Origin of the sequence: Dyadobacter sp. OTU695, assembly GCF_038440355.1 — a bacterium.
Classification (GTDB): Bacteria; Bacteroidota; Bacteroidia; order Cytophagales; family Spirosomataceae; genus Dyadobacter.
This window is the reverse complement of record NZ_JASATN010000003.1, coordinates 475,441-493,252: the sequence shown is the minus strand read 5'-3', so window position 1 is coordinate 493,252 and position 17,812 is coordinate 475,441. Positions and strand designations below refer to the sequence as shown.

Below are 17,812 nucleotides of genomic sequence, written 5' to 3'. Positions count from 1 at the left end.
AAATTTCCTTACTGGAACAAAAGGAAAAGATCGATTCTGACATTTTGGAGCAGGTTTCGGCGATATTGAAGATACCAGCTGAGGCGATTCGGAATTTTGATGAGGAGAAAGCTGTGAATATTATCTCCAACACGTTTCAGGAATTCCATGACCAGTCGGGCGGTGTGAATTTTTAGCCCACTTACAATATCAATCCTGTTGAAGAGATTAGGAAGTTGCACGACGAGAAAATGGAGCTTTATGAGCGGATGTTGAAGGAGAAGGATGAGATGATGGGGAGGTTGGAGCGGCTGATTGGGGGGAGGTAGTGAGCTCGTGCTAATTACATATTTGAAGAATTTTGCTTGTAAGTAAAACACCAGATCTGTCAGGTAACATTCAAATTAATTACGATATGCCACTGAAACCTAACTTCATTGAGCGTATGCTCATTAATGTCGGAATTATTCCGACCGTATTGCTTGATACAGGAGTAAGCCTGTTTCAGGCTTCGGCTTTATTAACAGCGGGCGACATACGGCTGTTTAACCATTTAAAAAGCGGGCCGCTCACGTTGGAGGAAATCGGTCACAAAACAGATTGTACCCAACGTGGTGTGGAGACTCTACTGAACAGCCTGATTCCCATAGGCTATGTAACAAAAAAAGGAAATCAATACAGCTTGACAAAAGCCATGTTGAGGTCTTTTCCTATTGACCTATTTCCCGACATGGTTCTGTTCTTCAGGTCACTCAACGAAAATCTCAACAATGCCACCTATGCAGTGAAAACGGATCCTGATGGTGGATTGGTAGGATATGAAATGATGAAAGATGGTAAAGTAGCAACTTCATTTCAGGTAGCCATGCGTTGGCTGGGTTCAGCTACTGTGAAAGAAGTGGTATCACGTATGAAACTAACCATTTCGCCCAAACGAATGCTGGACATAGGCGGTTCACACGGACTGTACTGCGTAGAATTTTGTAGAAAATACCCCGAACTGAAAGCAACTGTTCTGGATTGGGCGGTGGGTTTGGAAAATGCAAAAATTACATTGACACAGGAAAAAGATGTAGCAAGCAGAATTGATTTGTTTGAGGCTGACTTTGAAAAAGAAAACCTGCCTGCCGAAAAATTTGATTTTATGTTCCTCGGCAATATCATACACGGGCTTAACGAGGAAGGCAACAAGGAGTTGTTTAAAAAAATAGCGGATGCGACAGCAAGCAATGGCGTTATTGCCATTCTTGACCAATACACTAATGTGAAAGGTTCTCTTTTTGTAAAAGGAGTTGCTTCTATGATAGGGTGGAACCTGTTTGTATTTGCCGGTGGACGAGCTTATGATTTTGAAGTCGTGAAGCAATGGTTGGAAGAAGCCGGTTTTCATTCGGTAACCTTAATACATTTAAGAGAGTCGCCGGGATTTTCTTTTATCAAAGCTCAAAGGAGATAATAAAAAAGACATAGCAAGCTTTGCTAAGTCTTTGATTTTCTAGTGGTCACGTAGGGATTCGAACCTAATCTATAACACACTAATATTCAATATTTTATATGACATCCAAAAGCTGCGCTCTCGATATGCTCACTCGATTTCTTAGACCGTCACATTCCGAGCATAAAAATAAACCGTAAATTACTAAAATACAACACGTTACATAAAAATAATTCACGAATGATTCAGGGTTCGAGTCTCTCGGAGGTTTATGTTTTAGTGGCCTCAAAAATCATAACTATTTGATTATCAATAACAGTCTGCACATAAAACTGAAGAGAAAAGGATTTTATGGGTCCGTTCTAAAGTTTGAGCTAACTGCTCAATTTAATACCAAATTTCACTCCGTTTTCTCACATATCTTGCGGGATTAGTGAGCCCCTCTCAGGTTTTCAGACGGTTGAAAGTTGAGTTTTCGATGTTTCGACATTATGACATAAACTTGCATTGCAAGATTAGAAATAGGTCCATAAAAAATATTTGGATTTTTATTTGATTTAAAGTAATATTACTTCTGCACCCATCATATGCGATATCAACGCGCATCTTAAGTTTTATAATTTGGCAAGGTAAATCGATAGCTGCCTAGTAGCGGCGGTTCGAATGCAATGCCAATCTGAATACAACTTCATACAGATACAGTAACATCGAAGCTCATTTGAGACAATACTCAAATGTCCACTCCCATTAATTTTTTTCATTTCGTAGAAAGCAAGACAAATCATTATTCACGCTAAGAAATCTTGTGTGAAGAATTGACATCATTGCCGAAATGATCAGGTTGTACTTCTATTAATCTAAATAACATTCTCAACCAAAATCACGATCCCATGAAACACTTTTTGCTTCTCACTTTCTTATTATTAGGAAATTACCTCATGGCTCAGCCTATTGATCCGCCATACATCCGGATTGGGGGTACTTTCGATACCAATACGAATCAGGTAGTTGGAGGTACAACGTATACAAACAACTCAATAGTTTGGATTGATTGTGGCACAAGCAACATTACCGTGTCTGTTCCAATAATGGGAGGAACCTATTCCGCATATTGGCACAGTAGCTCTAATATCACGTTAACCTCTGCCGGCGGAATTTCATTTATTCAGACCGTCCAACTTGATCCAAATAAGGGTGATGGTGACATAGCGGTCGTATACCTGGCCCCCCCAGCATCCAATTCCAGTAACACGATGAGAATTTATATTAAGCAGAAGCCTTCTGTACCATCATTAGTTACTTCGCAAGTCTGTTCTGGCAACTCCGCCACCTTCACAGCCACCAGTACTTATGGTCTTCAAAGCACTAAGCCTATGAGCCTAGTATGGCAAACAACAGGAGGAGCTAAGGTAAATTCAATAAATAATTATACGCAACCCAATGTTACCGCTGGTAGTGTAACAATTACTAATAGCTCCACCGGCAATGTTTCCGTTCGTGCAGTGGTGCCCGGTTGTAGTAATCTTCAGACAGCATCAACAGGAAGGGAAGTAGGAGCACCTACTATTAAAAATCCTAACTACTGGCTTTTCGACCCAGGCTCGAACATGTGGCAATTCAGTCAGATTTCCGAATATCCATCTACTACATATGCATTTAGTGTTACTTCCGGATCGGCATCAGTAATCCAAAATGTCGGAGACGCTTATATTACTACCTCGGGAGGTGCCACGATTTGCGTCACTGGAACTAACTCATGTGGAAGCGGGGCACCATTCTGTTTTTACGTACCAGCAAGTGGTGGAATGTTAAAAGCTGTTTCACCAAACCCAGCGCGCGAAGACTTGTCAGTTCAATTTAACAATGCAGAGAAGGCTGATTTGCTACCATCGACGCTCCTTCTTTACCAAGAGAGCTCCACAAACCCCATTAAATCAATATCTGTCCGTAACTCTCTGGAAAACAAAACTTTAGTTGATAGAGATAAGATAAAAATATCGGTTGCCGATTTACCGAGAGGAGTATACTATCTCCATGCAATACCGTCTCGCGACTCCAAACAGGACATTCAAAAGGTTCGGATAGTCTTGGACTAATCCCTAACTTACAGAATTTAGCAGCTAAATTAACAAAGCCATGGATCAAAATCCGTGGCTTTTGTGCTGACAAAAGGATGAAACCACCCAAATACGCAAGTAATGTGAAATAGGTCGTTACTTTTCAAATATGTTGCGGAACCTTTATCTGCAAAAAATAGGTGTGATGCGCGAGATCATGAAGAAAAAGAAACAAATATGCATCTTTATACTTAGCCTGTGCTTGCTACTTCTTTATATGCCATGTATGGGTTTAACTATAAACTCGGAAGTACCGAATTATACGCATGGATATTGGAGAAATATAGAAGCCGACACAATCTCACTGACATCCGACGACGTCACTTGCCGCGGCGGTGATCCAATTCTGACAGTCACAGGAAAAGAAATCACTTGGTATGCAGATGCGCAAAAAAAAAATTTACTAGCAAAAGGAAACACCTATCATTCCGCTTCTCTGGATAAAACAACTACCTTCTACGTAACGCAAACAGTGAATGGCACTGAGTCGGATGTGAAGGCAATCACAATAGAAGTTGTTGAAGCATTTCTCGTTGATTTGAAAACGGCTCCTGCTACATGTGGTAAAAACGACGGGATAATAACCATTGAAGCGAAGGGAGGAACCGACCGCTACCCTGTTCGTTTTAAGCTCGATGATGGCCCGTTACAAACCGCATCCACCTTTACGGATCTTGCACCGGGCACTTACAAATTAACACTCCAAGCAGCGAAATGCATGGGTTGGATTGACGTCGAAATTGGCCAACAATCAACTCCAATAATCTCCAGCATCGATTCTATCGCCCCAAAATGTGGTAAAAATGATGGATCTATACGTATTGCAGCTTATGGTGGGAATGGCAGCCTCACTTATTCATTGAATGGCGTTGACTTTTTTACCAGTAATATATTCAATGACCTATCCGGTGGAAATTACATCGTGACGGTGCGTGATGATAGCCTTTGCTCTGTTTCACAAAAGGTAATGCTAAAAAAGAGTATTGCGCTTACACTAAACTCGATTGATGTTCAACATACATCGTGCGGCCAAGCAAATGGAATGATCAAGCTCGAAGGTGCAGAGGGGAACGGTACTTTGAACTATTCAATTACAGATGGGCAACCCCAGGCATCTAATAGCTTTATTGGCCTAACGGCAGGCACCTACGACGTCGTAGTAACTGACCAACATGGCTGCCGTGCGAGTGACTCAGTTACTGTAAGGAAAAGTCAGGGCTCCGTCATCAAAAACATTGACTTGCAGCAGCCCACATGTAATTCATCTGACGGACGATTAACGGTATCTGCAATTGGGCCAGGACCCGTCACTTTTAGTCTAAATTCGGTGAACTATCAAGACGACTCGTTGTTCACCGACCTTTCTACTGGAGATTACACGGTTACAGTAAAAAACAATGACGGCTGCGTTGATCAAAGAATCGTCAAGTTGGGCGAAAACTGTGGTAATGCTATATTTATTCCTTCGGCATTTACGCCAAACGACGATGGTATAAACGATAGTTGGTCGATCTATTTTCCTTCCCCAACGGTCGAGATAGAAGAAATATCCATATTTAATCGATGGGGTGAAGTCGTCCTTTATAGTCGACCTGGCGGCGTTAGCAGCGGCACACCTCTTTGGGATGGTAAATACAGGGGACAGCTCGTACATGGCGTTTTCACATACCAACTGTTGATCAAAACATCCGGGCAACAGCGAAGCTCCATCTATCGCGGATCTGTGTCTGCACTATGAGCGTTGTTAGCGAGCTCAATAAAATGAATAACAGTAGGCGTTCAATAGAATTCTATCTCCCGTTTTTATTACTTAACATAGTATCCGTTATCAGAACAAATCCGGATTTTCTTCGTTTTGTACTATACAAATTTATCCCTCAGCGAGGACGAAAGCCGTTGAAAATCCAGTAGCATGTGAGATACTGATATGCCATTTAACAATTCCCAATTTCTCAGCAATGCGCGCTGCCTCGCCCCCGATATGAATAAAGGGTTTGCCCTGCTTGTTCTGCAAAATTTCTAAATCCTTTAACGCAACTCCATCTATTAACCCAGTTCCGAGGCATTTTAGAATTGCTTCTTTTCCTGCGAATCTGCCTGAAAGAAAGAGGTCAGAATGGGTGCCGCTTGACAGCGCAAGCTCCCTGCAAGAAAACACCCTCTTTCTCGCATTTAAATTAATAGACCAACCTAAGCTGCGAGTTGCCTCATGCTCGACAATATCACAGCCGACTCCTATTATCATATTACAGTATCAACCAGTGTAAATTAATCATCCAAGTAGCCATGAATACCACGTAAAAGTTCTTGTACGGCATTTTTTCTTTCAGGATCCTCCTCAACCGATGTCCAGTTCGGTAACGCCATCACCGCCTTAACTGACTGACGTGTAATTTTCATAGCCATTTCGAACAAAAAATCGGACAATATGCCAAATTCTTCCGTATCTATCCGGACCGAATCGAAAAACGCACGATTGAAGCTACCGATAGGTAGATTTTGAATACTTCGAGCATACTGGAATGTATAAAACCCTCCATGGTGTACCAAAAGATTTCTATTAAGGGAAATCCTATTAAATTCCCGCTCTTCATCAGCGCTGAAGGGAGAAATTCCTAATAAATCACGGTACAAACCGTTTATAGCCTTCGCGGTGCCAAAGTCATAGGTCTCAGCAAGAATAAATCCAAGGCTGTTTTCAATATTACCTGCGAATGATGCAATCGTCGATATTTCCACCTTCGGCTCCCCGCGCCGGGTTGCGAAAGGCTGAACCAGCGACGGAAATAAGTTTACAATTGCAGCGAATTGGTGCTTACAATATGCCTCAAAGTAGGAAAACAGAGTGATGAAAGCCGATTGAGCAGCTGGATTCAGTTCAGTGTAGGATCGGTCGTCCTTAAGCCTTTCCACTACATGAAATAAGCTATGGAACTCTATCTCAAAAAGTAAAAACGGGGCAATTTTTCCAACAAAGAAATCAGAAGATTTATAGTTGTCTCTCATAAAACGAACGATGGATAACGAAGTTCTACATCTTTTCGAATCTTATCTGGCGACCAATCAAATCAAAATACACCCTACCTCCTCGATTGTCTATCAAATCTCGGAAAATTTCATAACTTTTAAGAATAGCAAATTCCCAATCAGAGCTGCTCCGAACCCTAACTTCAAAATTCTCAGTCATCTCATTGATAATTCTTAAAGTCGTTTCCGACACCCTTGACGCACCTCTAAAATAATTCCTACGTTTGGCTTCATTGAAAATTATCATTGACAACGCTTCTTCGGTAATTGCCGCCCTTGCCCCATCCTCGATCTCATCAATACGTGAGTCGCTTTTCCTTTTACACTTAATCATCGCCCTGGCGCATGGCGACCACCCTAACAGCGTCGCAAAAGAATAATGGAAAATGTCGTGGTAACGATAAAAATCATTCTCATAAGAGTTATCGCTAATGACATTGCCTAACTGCCGCGAGCCATTAAAACTTACACGAACTTCACCTCTGTCACCATGCCCCACCTCCTCAAATGTGACGTTAAAGACTCTTGGAAGCTGTTCACTTTCTGAGAAGCCCACATCAAAAAAGGCATTACTTTTTACTTGCTGTATCATAGATCATCCTCGTTTTCAGTACACTATCAAGCTTAGAAGAAAGTAAACTATCAACAGTGCGACTATTGACTTTACTTACGACCTCCTCAGATAACAATTTGGACCGTCGACCGTCATTGTAACCACGATCATACTCGGCCCAGTCCCATATAATTTTAACAAAAATTGTGAGTACAAGGCCAATGATAATTTTGTACAGCCACTCATTACGATCGATCTTTTCATCTGACTTTACTATCTTCTGTGTCAAGTCAGATTCGACTTCCATAATTCTATCAAAAAGTGCCTTAGGTGACGTCAATTCTCCCCTCTTCAACACCTCGATGTACTTTGATGGAATGTGACTAAGTTTATCGAAATGCTCGTTACTCTTCCCATACCCCTGATTTGCATTAGAGTCAGATGTAAGGTCAGCAAACCAGATAGGGAAATATGGATCTCCAGTATTCAAGACAATCGTTGAAGGACCCGCGTTATATACAGAAAAAACTAGATTGTCATGAAACCCTGGATCAACATGAAATCCAGATACATTCACTAAACCCTTCAACTTTTCGCCCGCTTTAATAGAAATAAACGCAATCTTATCCACCGGCACATTTACCTTTTCAGCAGTTAGTAATAGTGCAAATTGACCAGGATTAATATCGATCTGACGATTGGTATCTTCTTTCAGAATCTGGATTTTACCATCCTTGGAATCTGTTAGAAATGCTTCTGATCCTAATGACAATTCATATGCTCCGTTTTTAACCCTTTTAGAGTTAAATGGTGCAATTACTTGACTCTCTTCCTGTATCCTTAAAAGGTCCGATACTCCTAAAAACGACATCGTATGCGCCAGATTAAAGTTGACAAATAAACTAAAATAGCGTCTCTTGAACAGCTGCCCCTTTCCGGCTCATATTCAAAAATTCGTGAATCTTGTCGTTTATACCCCATTTAGGAGGAAACGAGAATTCAATCTGAGAATAATTCCTTCTGAATTTCTGCTTGATATTGCTTCGACCACTCTCTCCCTTTATATCCGGGTGTTTGACGCGAGCATATTTATCCACCTCACAAAACAAATTTTGACAATCAATCAGTTGTAACGGCCGTCCCCACAAAGTTTGAAAAGACAACCCCAGCCTATCGAATTCCTGTTCTTGCCTGTCGGTCACCATTTTGATTATTTCAACGTGGCTAAGCCCACCGGTATTTTCAAAACATTTACTAATTCCGCCGCGTGCGCCGGGCCCAGGCACCACAAATTCGGACTCCGAAAAGTTTAATATCTCCGAGTAGTTGATGTCGATTAGCAGCTGATATGCCAGAAAATCGCCAAATCCTGGAAACGATTTCAGTACTTCAAATGCCTGTTGCATAGTTTTGGCCGACATTAAAAGTTCATCGGTGTTTTTACTTAAAATATGCTCTATCAACCGTAAATGATTGCTGTGCTTTCTTTTGTGTCCAAAGTAAGATTGACCTGACGGCATGATGTATGCAGCTGAATATATTCGTCTACCGCTACCGATCGCGATGTTGAGTAATTCGTCATATTGCGAAAATCTGTAATCCTTATGTGTCAAAACACCAAAATGCTTCGAAAGCAATTCCCAAGTCTCTATCTTATTAAACAACTTGAAGAGCAAAATTCGAAAAATAATTTCCTTTGGAGATGTGGGATATTCTTTATTATAAATTACTTCATTGATAAGATACTGGCTGACTCTATCTGACGCCCTATATGCATTTGTAAATTTATACTCATTTAGTATCGGGTCGTTTGACCATGGTTGCGAATTATTTTTAACCCGATTGAAAAATATATCTTGCCTCAACACTGCAAACTTCCAATAGCTATCGTAAACCGCCGTTGTCTTTGCAGGAGACAATGGCATATGAATAGTTATTTTCGACTTATTTTCTTTTATTTTAGAACTTCTCACACTAACATCGTTGATAAATTAAAAAAGTATGTCGGATTCAACTGAAGATTACCTACGACCTGTAATTTCAGAAATAATTTTTTTTGCTTCCCCTTTCGTTAATGTGTCTAATTGCTCAACACCAATGAAACAATTCAATCGCTCAAATTCTAAACCCACTTCTCTTGCAACAAATTTCCCCAGAAGTACTAGTCCTAGCCAGTTACCATATGCCTTCTTAAAAAGGTACTGAATGGCATAAAAGCTATTCAATACGAGCCCACCATTCTTTGACCTATGAAAAGTCACATGCTGCAAGCAGGGAAAACTCTGGTATGGTTCATTGATATGGTCCTTTGTGGGATCGAAAATGGATATTTGCAGTTTTGATCGACGAACCGAACGATTATTTAGTAACGACGTAATTACATTCTCGAGCTGATTGATCTTTATTGGGTTGCGTTCATAAGCAATCATCCTTTCGAAGTAAGTACCTGACGCATTACGGTGAGCATCTATTTTCTTAATTCTCGGTAAATTTTTATTATAGGCCTTGTAGAACTTTTCTCTATCAAATTGGCAATATTCATAAAGAGACCACGGAAAGATTGTTTCAGACACGGTATCGATTGACAATTTTTTTCGAGTAAGGAGATGGAAGTCCAACGCTTTACGGACACGTTCTGTTTCTGAAAAATCGGTCAATGTTACTACCAATGGAGTTATTTCCTTCCCTCCATCCTCAGTGGTTTTCTGGATCGCTGAGAGCCACGACTCCGATACATTCAGATTTTCTATAAGAAAAGGACTTCCGCTCATGACTAGTCGACATTATCTTGCAAGTGGCGATTCTCCGCCAGTCCCACATAGTTGTTATTTTGAACTCTGACAAAACTTCCGGTGCTATTCAAAGTAGAGACGGCGCGACATATCCCTGGGCGCTTTGCAATAAACATATCGCCGATGTCGGTATTCTTGACTTTGAGCAAATGATCACCTTCGATGGTTACGTAAGGTGGGAAAAATAAGTATCCACCCACCTCTAAGTCAATAGTCGGCAAGACCGAATTCGCGTCAATAATTCTAAAATAAGCCGATTCGACAGCTTCCCCCGCAATACCTCTTAAGATTTTACCTGGAGAATCCCTAAGGAGCTCCGTTGCCTTGCTATCAGTTATTATTTTGTGTGCCCGACAATGCTTGACCATAGTTGAATAACCAGTACCAAACATTGAAGATACAGTGTAAAACTGAAGCGAGGTACAATTTTCTGGCGTCCACTTTCGGATCTTAAACTCTCTTTCAACTCCAGCAATGGGCATAAGGAGCGCTCCTGCGAAAACATCTACTAGGTATTCTTCTTTGTCATAGGAGGCCATCTTTGAACCGTCCTCGTTCAACCCGTCGATCTTCGATCCGTGACCAAAAAGGTGATGACCTAGCTCATGGGCACATGTAAAAACTCTGCGTGGAAGTGGTCTCAGGCTTGATATCAAAATGACCGGACTGGAAGCATCTGAAATACTTACATACATTCCTTCCATACTGATGTCTATAAAACGTACGCTTACTTCCAGCTGATTACAGGCGTCAAAAACATTAATTGGCTCAAAAATGTTAAGTTTGAGCTTGGTGCGTATTTGATTCGCCTTCTTTATGGCTTGAACAGGCAGTGCGTTCATCAGTATTATTTTTTTGGAAGCATTTTAATAATGTCGATCACTTTGCTCATCTGGTCAGGCTTCAGCTTGCTAAGTTCTCGTGCGGCAAACGTTATCTGTTCCGACATTTCATTTTGTTCATTTTGCAAAAGAATCCATGAGGTATCAACCTTATACAATTCAGCAAACTGAATAACTTCCTCGGCACTAACCTTCCTCCGCCCAGATTCAATTTCAGAAATCGCAGGGCGCTGCAAATTCAATTTTTCCGCAGCTTGCGCTTGTGACAAACCTGCTAAAACGCGAGCATCTCTAATACGAGCTGCGATTTTCTCTCGTTCTGAATACAAATCACTGTTTTGCATCTTTGGCAATTTTTATAAGTTTCTCAGCAGCTTCTCTAACTGTCAATTCTCTAATTCCATCAGTATCCCGAAAAATGTAGCAGGTGTCTGGAATAGTTACGTTCAAAATCTCCTCCAAATTCCCCATGATACTAACCAAGACCTGACTCCTGATTCCAATGGCGCCTGGTTTACAGTCACTATTGATCTCAACATCAGTATCCACGCTCGAAAGCCCTTTTACTTTTTCGAGCTCTTCAAGAATAACCTTTTCGACACTATGAACATCGGCTTCTAACATGATGTACGATTTTTTTACAAAAAAGGTAAGATTTTCTTACATAACCAAATATTAGTTTCCTCGGTTCAAAGTTTGACATTATTCTTCACTCGTCTTAACGCCGTCGCCACCGATTTGTGCAGAGACTTCCTTAACCATTCGCGTCCACCCATCTATTACTATGCCTTCATGACGGAGGTAGTTATAAAGTGTAGCTTTACTTCCAAGCCTAAGTTGATCGCAGATTTGCTTGGTCGTGTACTTCTTACTCAAATATAGTGTGGCAGCAAGGCCAGCCATTTCTTTTGATTTCTTTGTCAGACCTTTGGGCCGCCCCCCAACCCGACCCCGAGCGCGTGCCGCTTCCATACCGGCCAAAGTCCGCTCCATCAAAATTTCCCTTTCATTTTCGGCAAATACCGAACTGAGCATAAACCAAAGACGTCCCATTTTTGTCGACGTATCGATTCCTTCTGAAATACTACGAAAATCCACACCCATTTCCTTCCACTCCACCATTAGCTTGATCAGCTCATAAGTAGCCCGACCGAGACGATCAATTCTCCAGACCACTATTACATCTCCTTTCCGCAGCTCCGAAACCATCTTTGCGTACTCGGGTCGCTCCTTGGAAGCACCCGACACCTTCTCATGAAAAATCTTCTCGCACCCCGCCTTCCGGAGGGCATCGAATTGCAGGTCTTGGTTCTGCTCATTCTTCGAAACCCTTACATATCCAAATATCATCTGAAATTACAGTTTAACCCCTATGGCTGCATATATACCGTAATTTGTTTTCATGTACCACTAATCTGTACTGTCAAACGGCATATTTTGGAAGCAAAGTAAGGAGATCTCAATCTGTCGGCACAGTACAGAAAAACGACCGGATTAATTTCTCAGATGTGTTATAGATCTCATTGTTCGCCGAAACAAGAATTGGTCAATCGAGTCAGATTCACCATTGTTTTAAAAATAGATTCGCCACGACTGGAACCTCGGATCGAACATTGAGCTAATTGCGTTCGGCAACAACTTGCTAATCATTTGGTATTGATACTTATATATATCTTAGTTAATTTCATATAAATTTATGAATCAGACGATGAAAACGTTTCAGCTCTTTCTCGGATTCGCACTACTATTGGGTCGAAATGGCCTTTGCCAGCAAGCTGCATTGTACTATCACAGCACCGACATAGACGCCATAATGCCAGACAGCTCGATTCGCAATATATGGGCTCAGAAACTTGGCAGATCCATTGTTATCAAACATAAGAATGGCGTAAAAACGAAATTACCGAAAGATGCCGTTTGGGGCTTCCGGGACAAGAAAGGCCGTCTTTATCGAATGTTCAAGAGTGAGCCTTACGAGGTGGTCAAAAAGGACGGATACGTAAGATATTCCTATGATTCTTTCATTTACATCGAACCAACGCTTATTCCCTACAAAGAGGCCCGATTCAGCACAACGCTCGACTCGCCCATAGTTCGCTCAAAAAAGAAAGCATTACGCAGATAAGCAATTTTTTCTAAAATAGCCCTCGATCAACGCCACGAATTATAAAGCCAGAATTTGAGCCGCTATTCAATTTTTGCCTTTTCGCATTAAAAGCTGAAGCAAAAACCAGTTTGTCAGCCACTTTTGCCCTGTAGTGATTGGCGCCGGTAAACTCCATGCAACGCCGCTTGCTTGTTACTTCACGGCGTATTGTCCGGCAGATTAAGATTTCAGTATGTGCGTGTTGGCGGTTTTACTAAGTTTGCCTTGTTAGTTATTGCCGACTTTGAACAGCATGTACATTGTAAATTATTTATCAATTCCTCTGATAACACCCGGTGGTGGCCTTTATCTCGTCTATTAGTTCAAGGTCGTCCAGAACACTAAACATAATTTTTTTCCATAGTGAAGTGTCCACCATGGAACTCAGCATTCGATATCAACACGAGTGAGAGGGGCGCTATCGTGAATATCTAGCTCGACATTTCGAAATCCACCAATGATGGAACGTTCTTACACCCATACCAGAAAAAGTGCTTTTTATTATAAAATAAACGTTCATATAAATAGTAAGGATAATTTATCAAAAAGGATTTAATATTACATTGTAATTATTATAAAATAAATCAAGTAATCAGGTTTTCATCTAATCGCTCAAAAATGCCCCGGAATATCGCCTATTTACGTGTCTCGACGCTTGACCAAGACCTTGAAAAGAACAAAGCCGACATACTGCACCTGGCCAATGAGAAAAATTTAGGAAAAGTCGAGTTTGTGCAAGAAAAGGTCTCCGGAAAAGTTTCGTGGCGCAACCGTAAGCTCGGCCCCATCCTGGACGAGCTTAAAAAAGGGGATGTGATTTTGCTTAGTGAATTTTCCAGACTTGGTAGGTCAATGCTTGAAGTGATGGAGATCATATCGATCGCGATGCAGAAGGGTATCCGAATTTATACAGTGAAAGGAGCCTGGCAACTTGACGACTCCATCCAGAGTAAAGTGATGGCCATGGTTTTTGCGATGGCATCAGAGATTGAAAGGGATCTGATCAGCAAGCGCACAAAGGAGTCGTTAGCCGCCAAGAAACTTTCCGGCATAAAGCTAGGCAGGCCGACTGGTCCAGGTAAAAGCAAGCTTGATCAGTTCAGACCTGAGATCGAAGCATTGCTGCTCAGCGGTTTGAGCCAAAAGTACATTGCAGACCGTTACCGGGTGACGGAAGCAACTTTGTCTAATTGGATTAAAAAGAATGGTGTCAAAAAATATCACAAAGCTGCCTAGCGAGAAAATCTGTAAATTCTATGTCAAATATGGATTCTTGGACAAACGAAGTCATTAGGCAATGGCAGGTCGAGAAAATTGAACTGAATGCCAGCGTTACTAACGACCAAATCAACATTGCCGAACAAATACTCAACTTTACGTTCCCTGATCAATTTAAACAGCTGTATTTGAGGGCAAACGGGTTTAAGGACTACGACTGGCGGTCAAATATGTTTTCAATTTGGCCGCTGGAAAGCATTATGGACGAATACCTATCCAATACCAACAAAAATTTCATTGGCTTCTCAGATTATCTTATTTGCAGTCATTGCATTGGCTTTATGAATGACAGGAAAGGTATTTATAAATACTGTAATGAGCCTGAGTTTTACGGCTAATCCCACTTGCATTTATCCATAGCGACATGTAACTTATGGTTAAAAAACCTTGCTACACTCCTACTTTAAAATTCGAGATCCGTGGAATTTCAAACCGCATCAATTCGAAATCGGCACGCCATTCATTCGAAGCTCTTTTGACGACAATCATTTCTTTTTGAAACTTTATAAGTTGGGAGACAACGAGTTTGCTGACTTTTACAATTACCATCTTGGGTACTATTTAGAAAACTTTCCCGGTGATCAGCAAGACTTTCACCGCTACGTTTCCGATATCGTTTCAACCCGTATCGCCCAGTTAAAGCTCATTGATCCTTTCTCACGAAAGGCGCTTGTCGCAAAAGGGCAAATCCAGCAGCTTAGCACATTCCAAAAGTTTCTTCTCTCTGTCGATCAGTGGAAGTCCTCACAAGCATTGGAAGTGGTCATAGCAGAAAAGAACGAAGAAATCGCCGGGTTGAAAAATCAAATCTCAGCGCTCTGTGACCAGCTCCAAGCGCTCCGGCAATTCGAGCCGAGCACCAAGATCGATATTCGCGACAAACACCTTCCGACCTTCATTGATCTCATCCATCAATTGCAAGATCTGGTCCTCCCTGACGATCGGAGGCTTTTCAACTTTCAGGGCCAGAGCGCCTGGTACAAGCTGATCAGTAAATATTTTACGCACGACCACAAGCCGATTCCCATCGAAACGGCCCGCAACTACTTTCCCGTCCAGAAAGAGAAAACGAGCAAGGCCATCGACGTACCTAAGGATTTGCAGCTCTTTACAATCGTGCTGACCGGATCAAAGACAGCTAGGCGATGACCAGCTGCTAAGTTTGGTCATTGGAATGAGCTCTCCTGCATTCACATTTGCAAGCAGCCGGCAGACGCTATGCCGGGATGTTTCACAATAAACTTGCAGAAAAATGAATGTAGAGTTGATCACCAGGGAGGATCTGCAAAACCTGAAAAATGAAATCGTTGCAGAGCTCAAATCAATCCTATTGCAACAGAAACCCTCAGAGGGCACCTGGCTCCGAAGCGCCCAGGTAAGAAAAATGCTGAGCATTTCACCAGGCACCTTACAGAACCTTCGCATCCAGGGGCACCTTCGGTTTACCAAGATCGGCGGATGCTTCTTTTACAGTCAGCGAGACATCGCCGCCATCCTCAACCAAAACGGATCCAAGCGATGAAAAGACTCGATCATGCAAGTGCTGCTATGGATGTGTCGGCGCTTGAAGCAGTCAAATCCGATGACAGGCTGAACTCTTATCACATCAGTCTCTACACGGCGCTTCTATACTACGGCAACGGAATCCAAAAAATCCCGTTTCACGCAAGCCGCAGGAAGTTGATGGGCTTTTCACGGATCAAATCCGGGGCGACTTATCACAAATGTATGCGGGAGCTGATCAGCTACGGCTACCTGAGCTACGACCCTTCTTTTCACCCGCAACTAGGTAGTCGTATAGTGCTGACCGGAACAACTGCTGAGTCCGATGTTGATCGATGAAAAGCTGCTGATCGAGCTTTTCGAGCAGAAGGACCGAAAACGCAGGGAGGTCTTATTTGAACTTTTTCACGATCACCTGCTAGCCAGGCTCACGCGTGCCAGAATCGCCGATCTAATCAACGCGAAACTAGCCAGGCCAGGACTCGTCACTGCCGAAGATGTGCGCTATTGCCGGTTTTACTTCAAAGGCAAGAAGATCGCGAGTAGTCACAGGCCCGTGGAAAAGTCCAAACCAAAGCCGGATCAACTGCAAAACGTTGGGAACAGTCAACCCAGCGCTTTCAAGGTAACCGATCCGGATCAAATTAAACTAGAAGACAAATTCAACTTCAAATCAAAACATTCAAACAAACAATGAAAAAAGAATTTCACTTCATCGTCCAGGCCAAAGGCGGCGTAGGCAAAAGCCTGCATACCTACCTGAGGGCGCTTTCCCAGGCCGGCAGCACTTCCCTTTTTGTCGACCTTGACAGCTCAACAAAAACTTCTTCCAGACAACTTGCCTTCTTAGGGCAGGACCGGTTTGAAGCTTTCTCTTTGCTTGACAACCGCGAAAGGCTCATGCGGGACCTTTTTATCGGCTACGTGGAAAGCCTGGCAGATAGCCCCTTTGACAAAGTGTTTATGGATTTCGGAGCGCCGGAAAGTGAACAGTTGCCCGCTTTGATTACGCGCGATATCGATTTAAAGGAGTGGTGTGATGAGCTCGGGATCAAGGCCATATTCCATATCATCATCGGTGGCGGCGGAGCATACCTGGCCAGTATTCAGTTTCTGGAAAAGATGCGGGCGGCGCTCAGCTCAAAATTCCAGATAGTGATCTGGCAAAACCTTTTCGGCTTTAACCAGTTTCCTGGCTTGTCCAGAGAGCTCGAAGATAACTGTACCGCACTCGGGCTTGACCTCAGACGGTTCGGCGACTTTGAGCCGGCATCACTTTAGGCGGCCAAATACTGGACGGCATCCGGAATGGCTACACGCTCAAAGACTACCCACCAGGCGCAAGGCTCAGGCTCAAAAAGGAACTTAACGAGAATTTCATCGATGAATAGCCCGGAGCCAAACCGCCTGACCCAGACCAGGGGCAAGTACGCGGCCAAGTACGGTCACGAGATCGATGACTGGTCAGCCCTGTTTTTATCAGAAACTCAGGAGCATTTCCTAAGCCTGGAAACCAGGGTCGGAAAATCCATTGCAGCCATTGACCGGGCCGCATTGGAGTTAAAAGGCAGGAAACGACACTTGCAATTTCAGGACCGGTGGCAAGCGCTATTCTACGGCTTAGGTGTAAGTGCTCCCTTTTCAATTGCAGGGATCGTCGTATCAGTCTTATTCTATGTTTTGATACGCCATGGACAGCAGTATGTCGAGCGGCAAAGGATTTTGGAGCAGTACCCGGACGCCCCGGCTTACAGACTGATCATGCAGCATGGAAAGATCATCAAGCACGATGGCGTGTTGTATTTACAACTTGTTCCACTACCTAAGAACGGGGAAGTCCAGATCGGCAGGCACTACCTCTATGATTCCCAGGCCAGGCGAGTGCTGGTGCCGCTTGGCAGCCAGTAAAGGCCAGCCTGTTCCTCAAATTTCCCAGCAAAAGCGCACAGTTCCTGCCGCTTTCGAATGAATTCAAATACTTTCAAATAATCTCGATTTTTCTAGAACGATTGCAAACACTTGCAAACGGTTACGAACATGAGCGGTGGTTTTCTCCCCAGCCAGCTATCGCCGGTACGTCGCAAAATGCGACTCCCCGGCGGGAGCTGGCCATGGGAAAACCCCTGGACCCCTGCTATTC

The 17,812-nt window shown here is 42.7% G+C and carries 22 protein-coding genes and 1 pseudogene; 13 read left to right on the top strand and 10 right to left on the bottom strand.

Features of this window, described 5'->3' with window-relative positions; translation table 11 throughout:
- From AAHB90_RS10195 to AAHB90_RS10180, 4 genes and pseudogenes are all read left to right on the top strand, one after another.
- Window positions 1-308 (top strand): annotated as a pseudogene (locus AAHB90_RS10195) (XRE family transcriptional regulator); the annotation flags it as partial.
- Window positions 309-394: 86 nt separating this feature from the next.
- Window positions 395-1,435: a class I SAM-dependent methyltransferase gene (locus AAHB90_RS10190; RefSeq protein WP_342084859.1), complete on the top strand. Its 1,041-nt coding sequence runs from the start codon at window positions 395-397 to the stop codon at window positions 1,433-1,435.
- 869 nt (window positions 1,436-2,304) lie between these two features.
- Window positions 2,305-3,510, top strand: coding sequence for a hypothetical protein (locus tag AAHB90_RS10185; RefSeq protein WP_342084858.1), 1,206 nt, complete (start codon window positions 2,305-2,307; stop codon window positions 3,508-3,510).
- 166 nt (window positions 3,511-3,676) lie between these two features.
- Window positions 3,677-5,269, top strand: a complete 1,593-nt coding sequence (locus AAHB90_RS10180) for a T9SS type B sorting domain-containing protein (RefSeq protein WP_342084857.1) — start codon at window positions 3,677-3,679, stop codon at window positions 5,267-5,269.
- Window positions 5,270-5,401: 132 nt separating this feature from the next.
- Here the strand turns inward: AAHB90_RS10180 and acpS are convergent, their stop codons facing one another.
- The 10 genes from acpS to AAHB90_RS10130 form a co-directional block, all read right to left on the bottom strand.
- Complete coding sequence (gene acpS / locus AAHB90_RS10175) at window positions 5,402-5,776, bottom strand: holo-ACP synthase (protein ID WP_342084856.1); 375 nt, start codon at window positions 5,774-5,776, stop codon at window positions 5,402-5,404.
- A gap of 23 nt (window positions 5,777-5,799) precedes the next feature.
- Window positions 5,800-6,537, bottom strand: a complete 738-nt coding sequence (locus tag AAHB90_RS10170; RefSeq protein ID WP_342084855.1) for a hypothetical protein — start codon at window positions 6,535-6,537, stop codon at window positions 5,800-5,802.
- A 25-nt stretch (window positions 6,538-6,562) separates the two neighbouring features.
- Window positions 6,563-7,150 (bottom strand): hypothetical protein, encoded by a 588-nt coding sequence (locus AAHB90_RS10165; protein ID WP_342084854.1) that lies wholly within the window; start codon window positions 7,148-7,150, stop codon window positions 6,563-6,565.
- The gene (locus AAHB90_RS10160; protein ID WP_342084853.1) at window positions 7,128-7,982 is read right to left on the bottom strand and encodes a dCTP deaminase domain-containing protein; all 855 of its coding nucleotides are present in this window, start codon (window positions 7,980-7,982) and stop codon (window positions 7,128-7,130) included. The genes AAHB90_RS10165 and AAHB90_RS10160 overlap by 23 nt, the downstream gene beginning before the upstream one ends.
- Before the next feature lie 31 nt (window positions 7,983-8,013).
- Window positions 8,014-9,084, bottom strand: a complete 1,071-nt coding sequence (locus AAHB90_RS10155) for a nucleotide kinase domain-containing protein (RefSeq protein ID WP_342084852.1) — start codon at window positions 9,082-9,084, stop codon at window positions 8,014-8,016.
- A gap of 48 nt (window positions 9,085-9,132) precedes the next feature.
- On the bottom strand, window positions 9,133-9,882 hold the full coding sequence (locus tag AAHB90_RS10150; RefSeq protein ID WP_342084851.1) for a hypothetical protein: 750 nt from the start codon (window positions 9,880-9,882) through the stop codon (window positions 9,133-9,135).
- Between the two features lie 2 nt (window positions 9,883-9,884).
- Window positions 9,885-10,745: an ImmA/IrrE family metallo-endopeptidase gene (locus AAHB90_RS10145; protein WP_342084849.1), complete on the bottom strand. Its 861-nt coding sequence runs from the start codon at window positions 10,743-10,745 to the stop codon at window positions 9,885-9,887.
- Window positions 10,746-10,750: 5 nt separating this feature from the next.
- Window positions 10,751-11,089, bottom strand: a complete 339-nt coding sequence (locus tag AAHB90_RS10140; RefSeq protein WP_342084848.1) for a helix-turn-helix domain-containing protein — start codon at window positions 11,087-11,089, stop codon at window positions 10,751-10,753.
- On the bottom strand, window positions 11,076-11,369 hold the full coding sequence (locus AAHB90_RS10135; protein ID WP_342084846.1) for a hypothetical protein: 294 nt from the start codon (window positions 11,367-11,369) through the stop codon (window positions 11,076-11,078). The genes AAHB90_RS10140 and AAHB90_RS10135 overlap by 14 nt, the downstream gene beginning before the upstream one ends.
- A gap of 78 nt (window positions 11,370-11,447) precedes the next feature.
- Entirely contained in the window at window positions 11,448-12,095 is a 648-nt protein-coding gene (locus AAHB90_RS10130) for a recombinase family protein (RefSeq protein WP_342084845.1), read from the bottom strand.
- Window positions 12,096-12,453: 358 nt separating this feature from the next.
- Between AAHB90_RS10130 and AAHB90_RS10125 the strand changes: the two genes are divergently transcribed.
- The 9 genes from AAHB90_RS10125 (at window position 12,454) to AAHB90_RS10085 (ending at window position 17,580) form a co-directional block, all read left to right on the top strand.
- Window positions 12,454-12,870, top strand: a complete 417-nt coding sequence (locus AAHB90_RS10125; RefSeq protein WP_342084844.1) for a hypothetical protein — start codon at window positions 12,454-12,456, stop codon at window positions 12,868-12,870.
- Between the two features lie 639 nt (window positions 12,871-13,509).
- The gene (locus AAHB90_RS10120) at window positions 13,510-14,127 is read left to right on the top strand and encodes a recombinase family protein (RefSeq protein ID WP_342084843.1); all 618 of its coding nucleotides are present in this window, start codon (window positions 13,510-13,512) and stop codon (window positions 14,125-14,127) included.
- 29 nt (window positions 14,128-14,156) lie between these two features.
- The gene (locus tag AAHB90_RS10115; RefSeq protein WP_342084842.1) at window positions 14,157-14,507 is read left to right on the top strand and encodes an SMI1/KNR4 family protein; all 351 of its coding nucleotides are present in this window, start codon (window positions 14,157-14,159) and stop codon (window positions 14,505-14,507) included.
- A 157-nt stretch (window positions 14,508-14,664) separates the two neighbouring features.
- Window positions 14,665-15,318: a hypothetical protein gene (locus tag AAHB90_RS10110; protein ID WP_342084841.1), complete on the top strand. Its 654-nt coding sequence runs from the start codon at window positions 14,665-14,667 to the stop codon at window positions 15,316-15,318.
- A 103-nt stretch (window positions 15,319-15,421) separates the two neighbouring features.
- Window positions 15,422-15,691: a helix-turn-helix domain-containing protein gene (locus AAHB90_RS10105; RefSeq protein WP_342084840.1), complete on the top strand. Its 270-nt coding sequence runs from the start codon at window positions 15,422-15,424 to the stop codon at window positions 15,689-15,691.
- On the top strand, window positions 15,688-16,011 hold the full coding sequence (locus tag AAHB90_RS10100) for a hypothetical protein (protein WP_342084838.1): 324 nt from the start codon (window positions 15,688-15,690) through the stop codon (window positions 16,009-16,011). The genes AAHB90_RS10105 and AAHB90_RS10100 overlap by 4 nt, the downstream gene beginning before the upstream one ends.
- Window positions 15,998-16,369, top strand: a complete 372-nt coding sequence (locus AAHB90_RS10095; protein ID WP_342084837.1) for a hypothetical protein — start codon at window positions 15,998-16,000, stop codon at window positions 16,367-16,369. The genes AAHB90_RS10100 and AAHB90_RS10095 overlap by 14 nt, the downstream gene beginning before the upstream one ends.
- Complete coding sequence (locus AAHB90_RS10090; protein ID WP_342084836.1) at window positions 16,366-16,953, top strand: hypothetical protein; 588 nt, start codon at window positions 16,366-16,368, stop codon at window positions 16,951-16,953. Before AAHB90_RS10095 ends, AAHB90_RS10090 begins: the two co-directional genes overlap by 4 nt.
- 102 nt (window positions 16,954-17,055) lie before the next feature.
- Window positions 17,056-17,580 carry a hypothetical protein gene (locus AAHB90_RS10085; RefSeq protein WP_342084835.1) on the top strand — a complete coding sequence of 175 codons (525 nt, stop codon included), beginning with the start codon at window positions 17,056-17,058 and terminating at the stop codon, window positions 17,578-17,580.
- Window positions 17,581-17,812 lie beyond the last annotated feature (232 nt).

Excerpts from the sequence above, each read along its gene's own strand:
- AAHB90_RS10190 (WP_342084859.1), top strand. The coding sequence starts at position 395 with ATGCCACTGAAACCTAACTTCATTGAGCGTATGCTCATTAATGTCGGA.
- AAHB90_RS10185 (WP_342084858.1), top strand. The coding sequence starts at position 2,305 with ATGAAACACTTTTTGCTTCTCACTTTCTTATTATTAGGAAATTACCTC.
- AAHB90_RS10180 (WP_342084857.1), top strand. The coding sequence starts at position 3,677 with ATGCGCGAGATCATGAAGAAAAAGAAACAAATATGCATCTTTATACTT.
- acpS (WP_342084856.1), bottom strand. The coding sequence starts at position 5,776 with ATGATAATAGGAGTCGGCTGTGATATTGTCGAGCATGAGGCAACTCGC.
- AAHB90_RS10170 (WP_342084855.1), bottom strand. The coding sequence starts at position 6,537 with ATGAGAGACAACTATAAATCTTCTGATTTCTTTGTTGGAAAAATTGCC.
- AAHB90_RS10165 (WP_342084854.1), bottom strand. The coding sequence starts at position 7,150 with ATGATACAGCAAGTAAAAAGTAATGCCTTTTTTGATGTGGGCTTCTCA.
- AAHB90_RS10160 (WP_342084853.1), bottom strand. The coding sequence starts at position 7,982 with ATGTCGTTTTTAGGAGTATCGGACCTTTTAAGGATACAGGAAGAGAGT.
- AAHB90_RS10150 (WP_342084851.1), bottom strand. The coding sequence starts at position 9,882 with ATGAGCGGAAGTCCTTTTCTTATAGAAAATCTGAATGTATCGGAGTCG.
- AAHB90_RS10145 (WP_342084849.1), bottom strand. The coding sequence starts at position 10,745 with ATGAACGCACTGCCTGTTCAAGCCATAAAGAAGGCGAATCAAATACGC.
- AAHB90_RS10140 (WP_342084848.1), bottom strand. The coding sequence starts at position 11,089 with ATGCAAAACAGTGATTTGTATTCAGAACGAGAGAAAATCGCAGCTCGT.
- AAHB90_RS10135 (WP_342084846.1), bottom strand. The coding sequence starts at position 11,369 with ATGTTAGAAGCCGATGTTCATAGTGTCGAAAAGGTTATTCTTGAAGAG.
- AAHB90_RS10130 (WP_342084845.1), bottom strand. The coding sequence starts at position 12,095 with ATGATATTTGGATATGTAAGGGTTTCGAAGAATGAGCAGAACCAAGAC.
- AAHB90_RS10125 (WP_342084844.1), top strand. The coding sequence starts at position 12,454 with ATGAAAACGTTTCAGCTCTTTCTCGGATTCGCACTACTATTGGGTCGA.
- AAHB90_RS10120 (WP_342084843.1), top strand. The coding sequence starts at position 13,510 with ATGCCCCGGAATATCGCCTATTTACGTGTCTCGACGCTTGACCAAGAC.
- AAHB90_RS10115 (WP_342084842.1), top strand. The coding sequence starts at position 14,157 with ATGGATTCTTGGACAAACGAAGTCATTAGGCAATGGCAGGTCGAGAAA.
- AAHB90_RS10105 (WP_342084840.1), top strand. The coding sequence starts at position 15,422 with ATGAATGTAGAGTTGATCACCAGGGAGGATCTGCAAAACCTGAAAAAT.
- AAHB90_RS10100 (WP_342084838.1), top strand. The coding sequence starts at position 15,688 with ATGAAAAGACTCGATCATGCAAGTGCTGCTATGGATGTGTCGGCGCTT.
- AAHB90_RS10095 (WP_342084837.1), top strand. The coding sequence starts at position 15,998 with ATGTTGATCGATGAAAAGCTGCTGATCGAGCTTTTCGAGCAGAAGGAC.
- AAHB90_RS10090 (WP_342084836.1), top strand. The coding sequence starts at position 16,366 with ATGAAAAAAGAATTTCACTTCATCGTCCAGGCCAAAGGCGGCGTAGGC.
- AAHB90_RS10085 (WP_342084835.1), top strand. The coding sequence starts at position 17,056 with ATGAATAGCCCGGAGCCAAACCGCCTGACCCAGACCAGGGGCAAGTAC.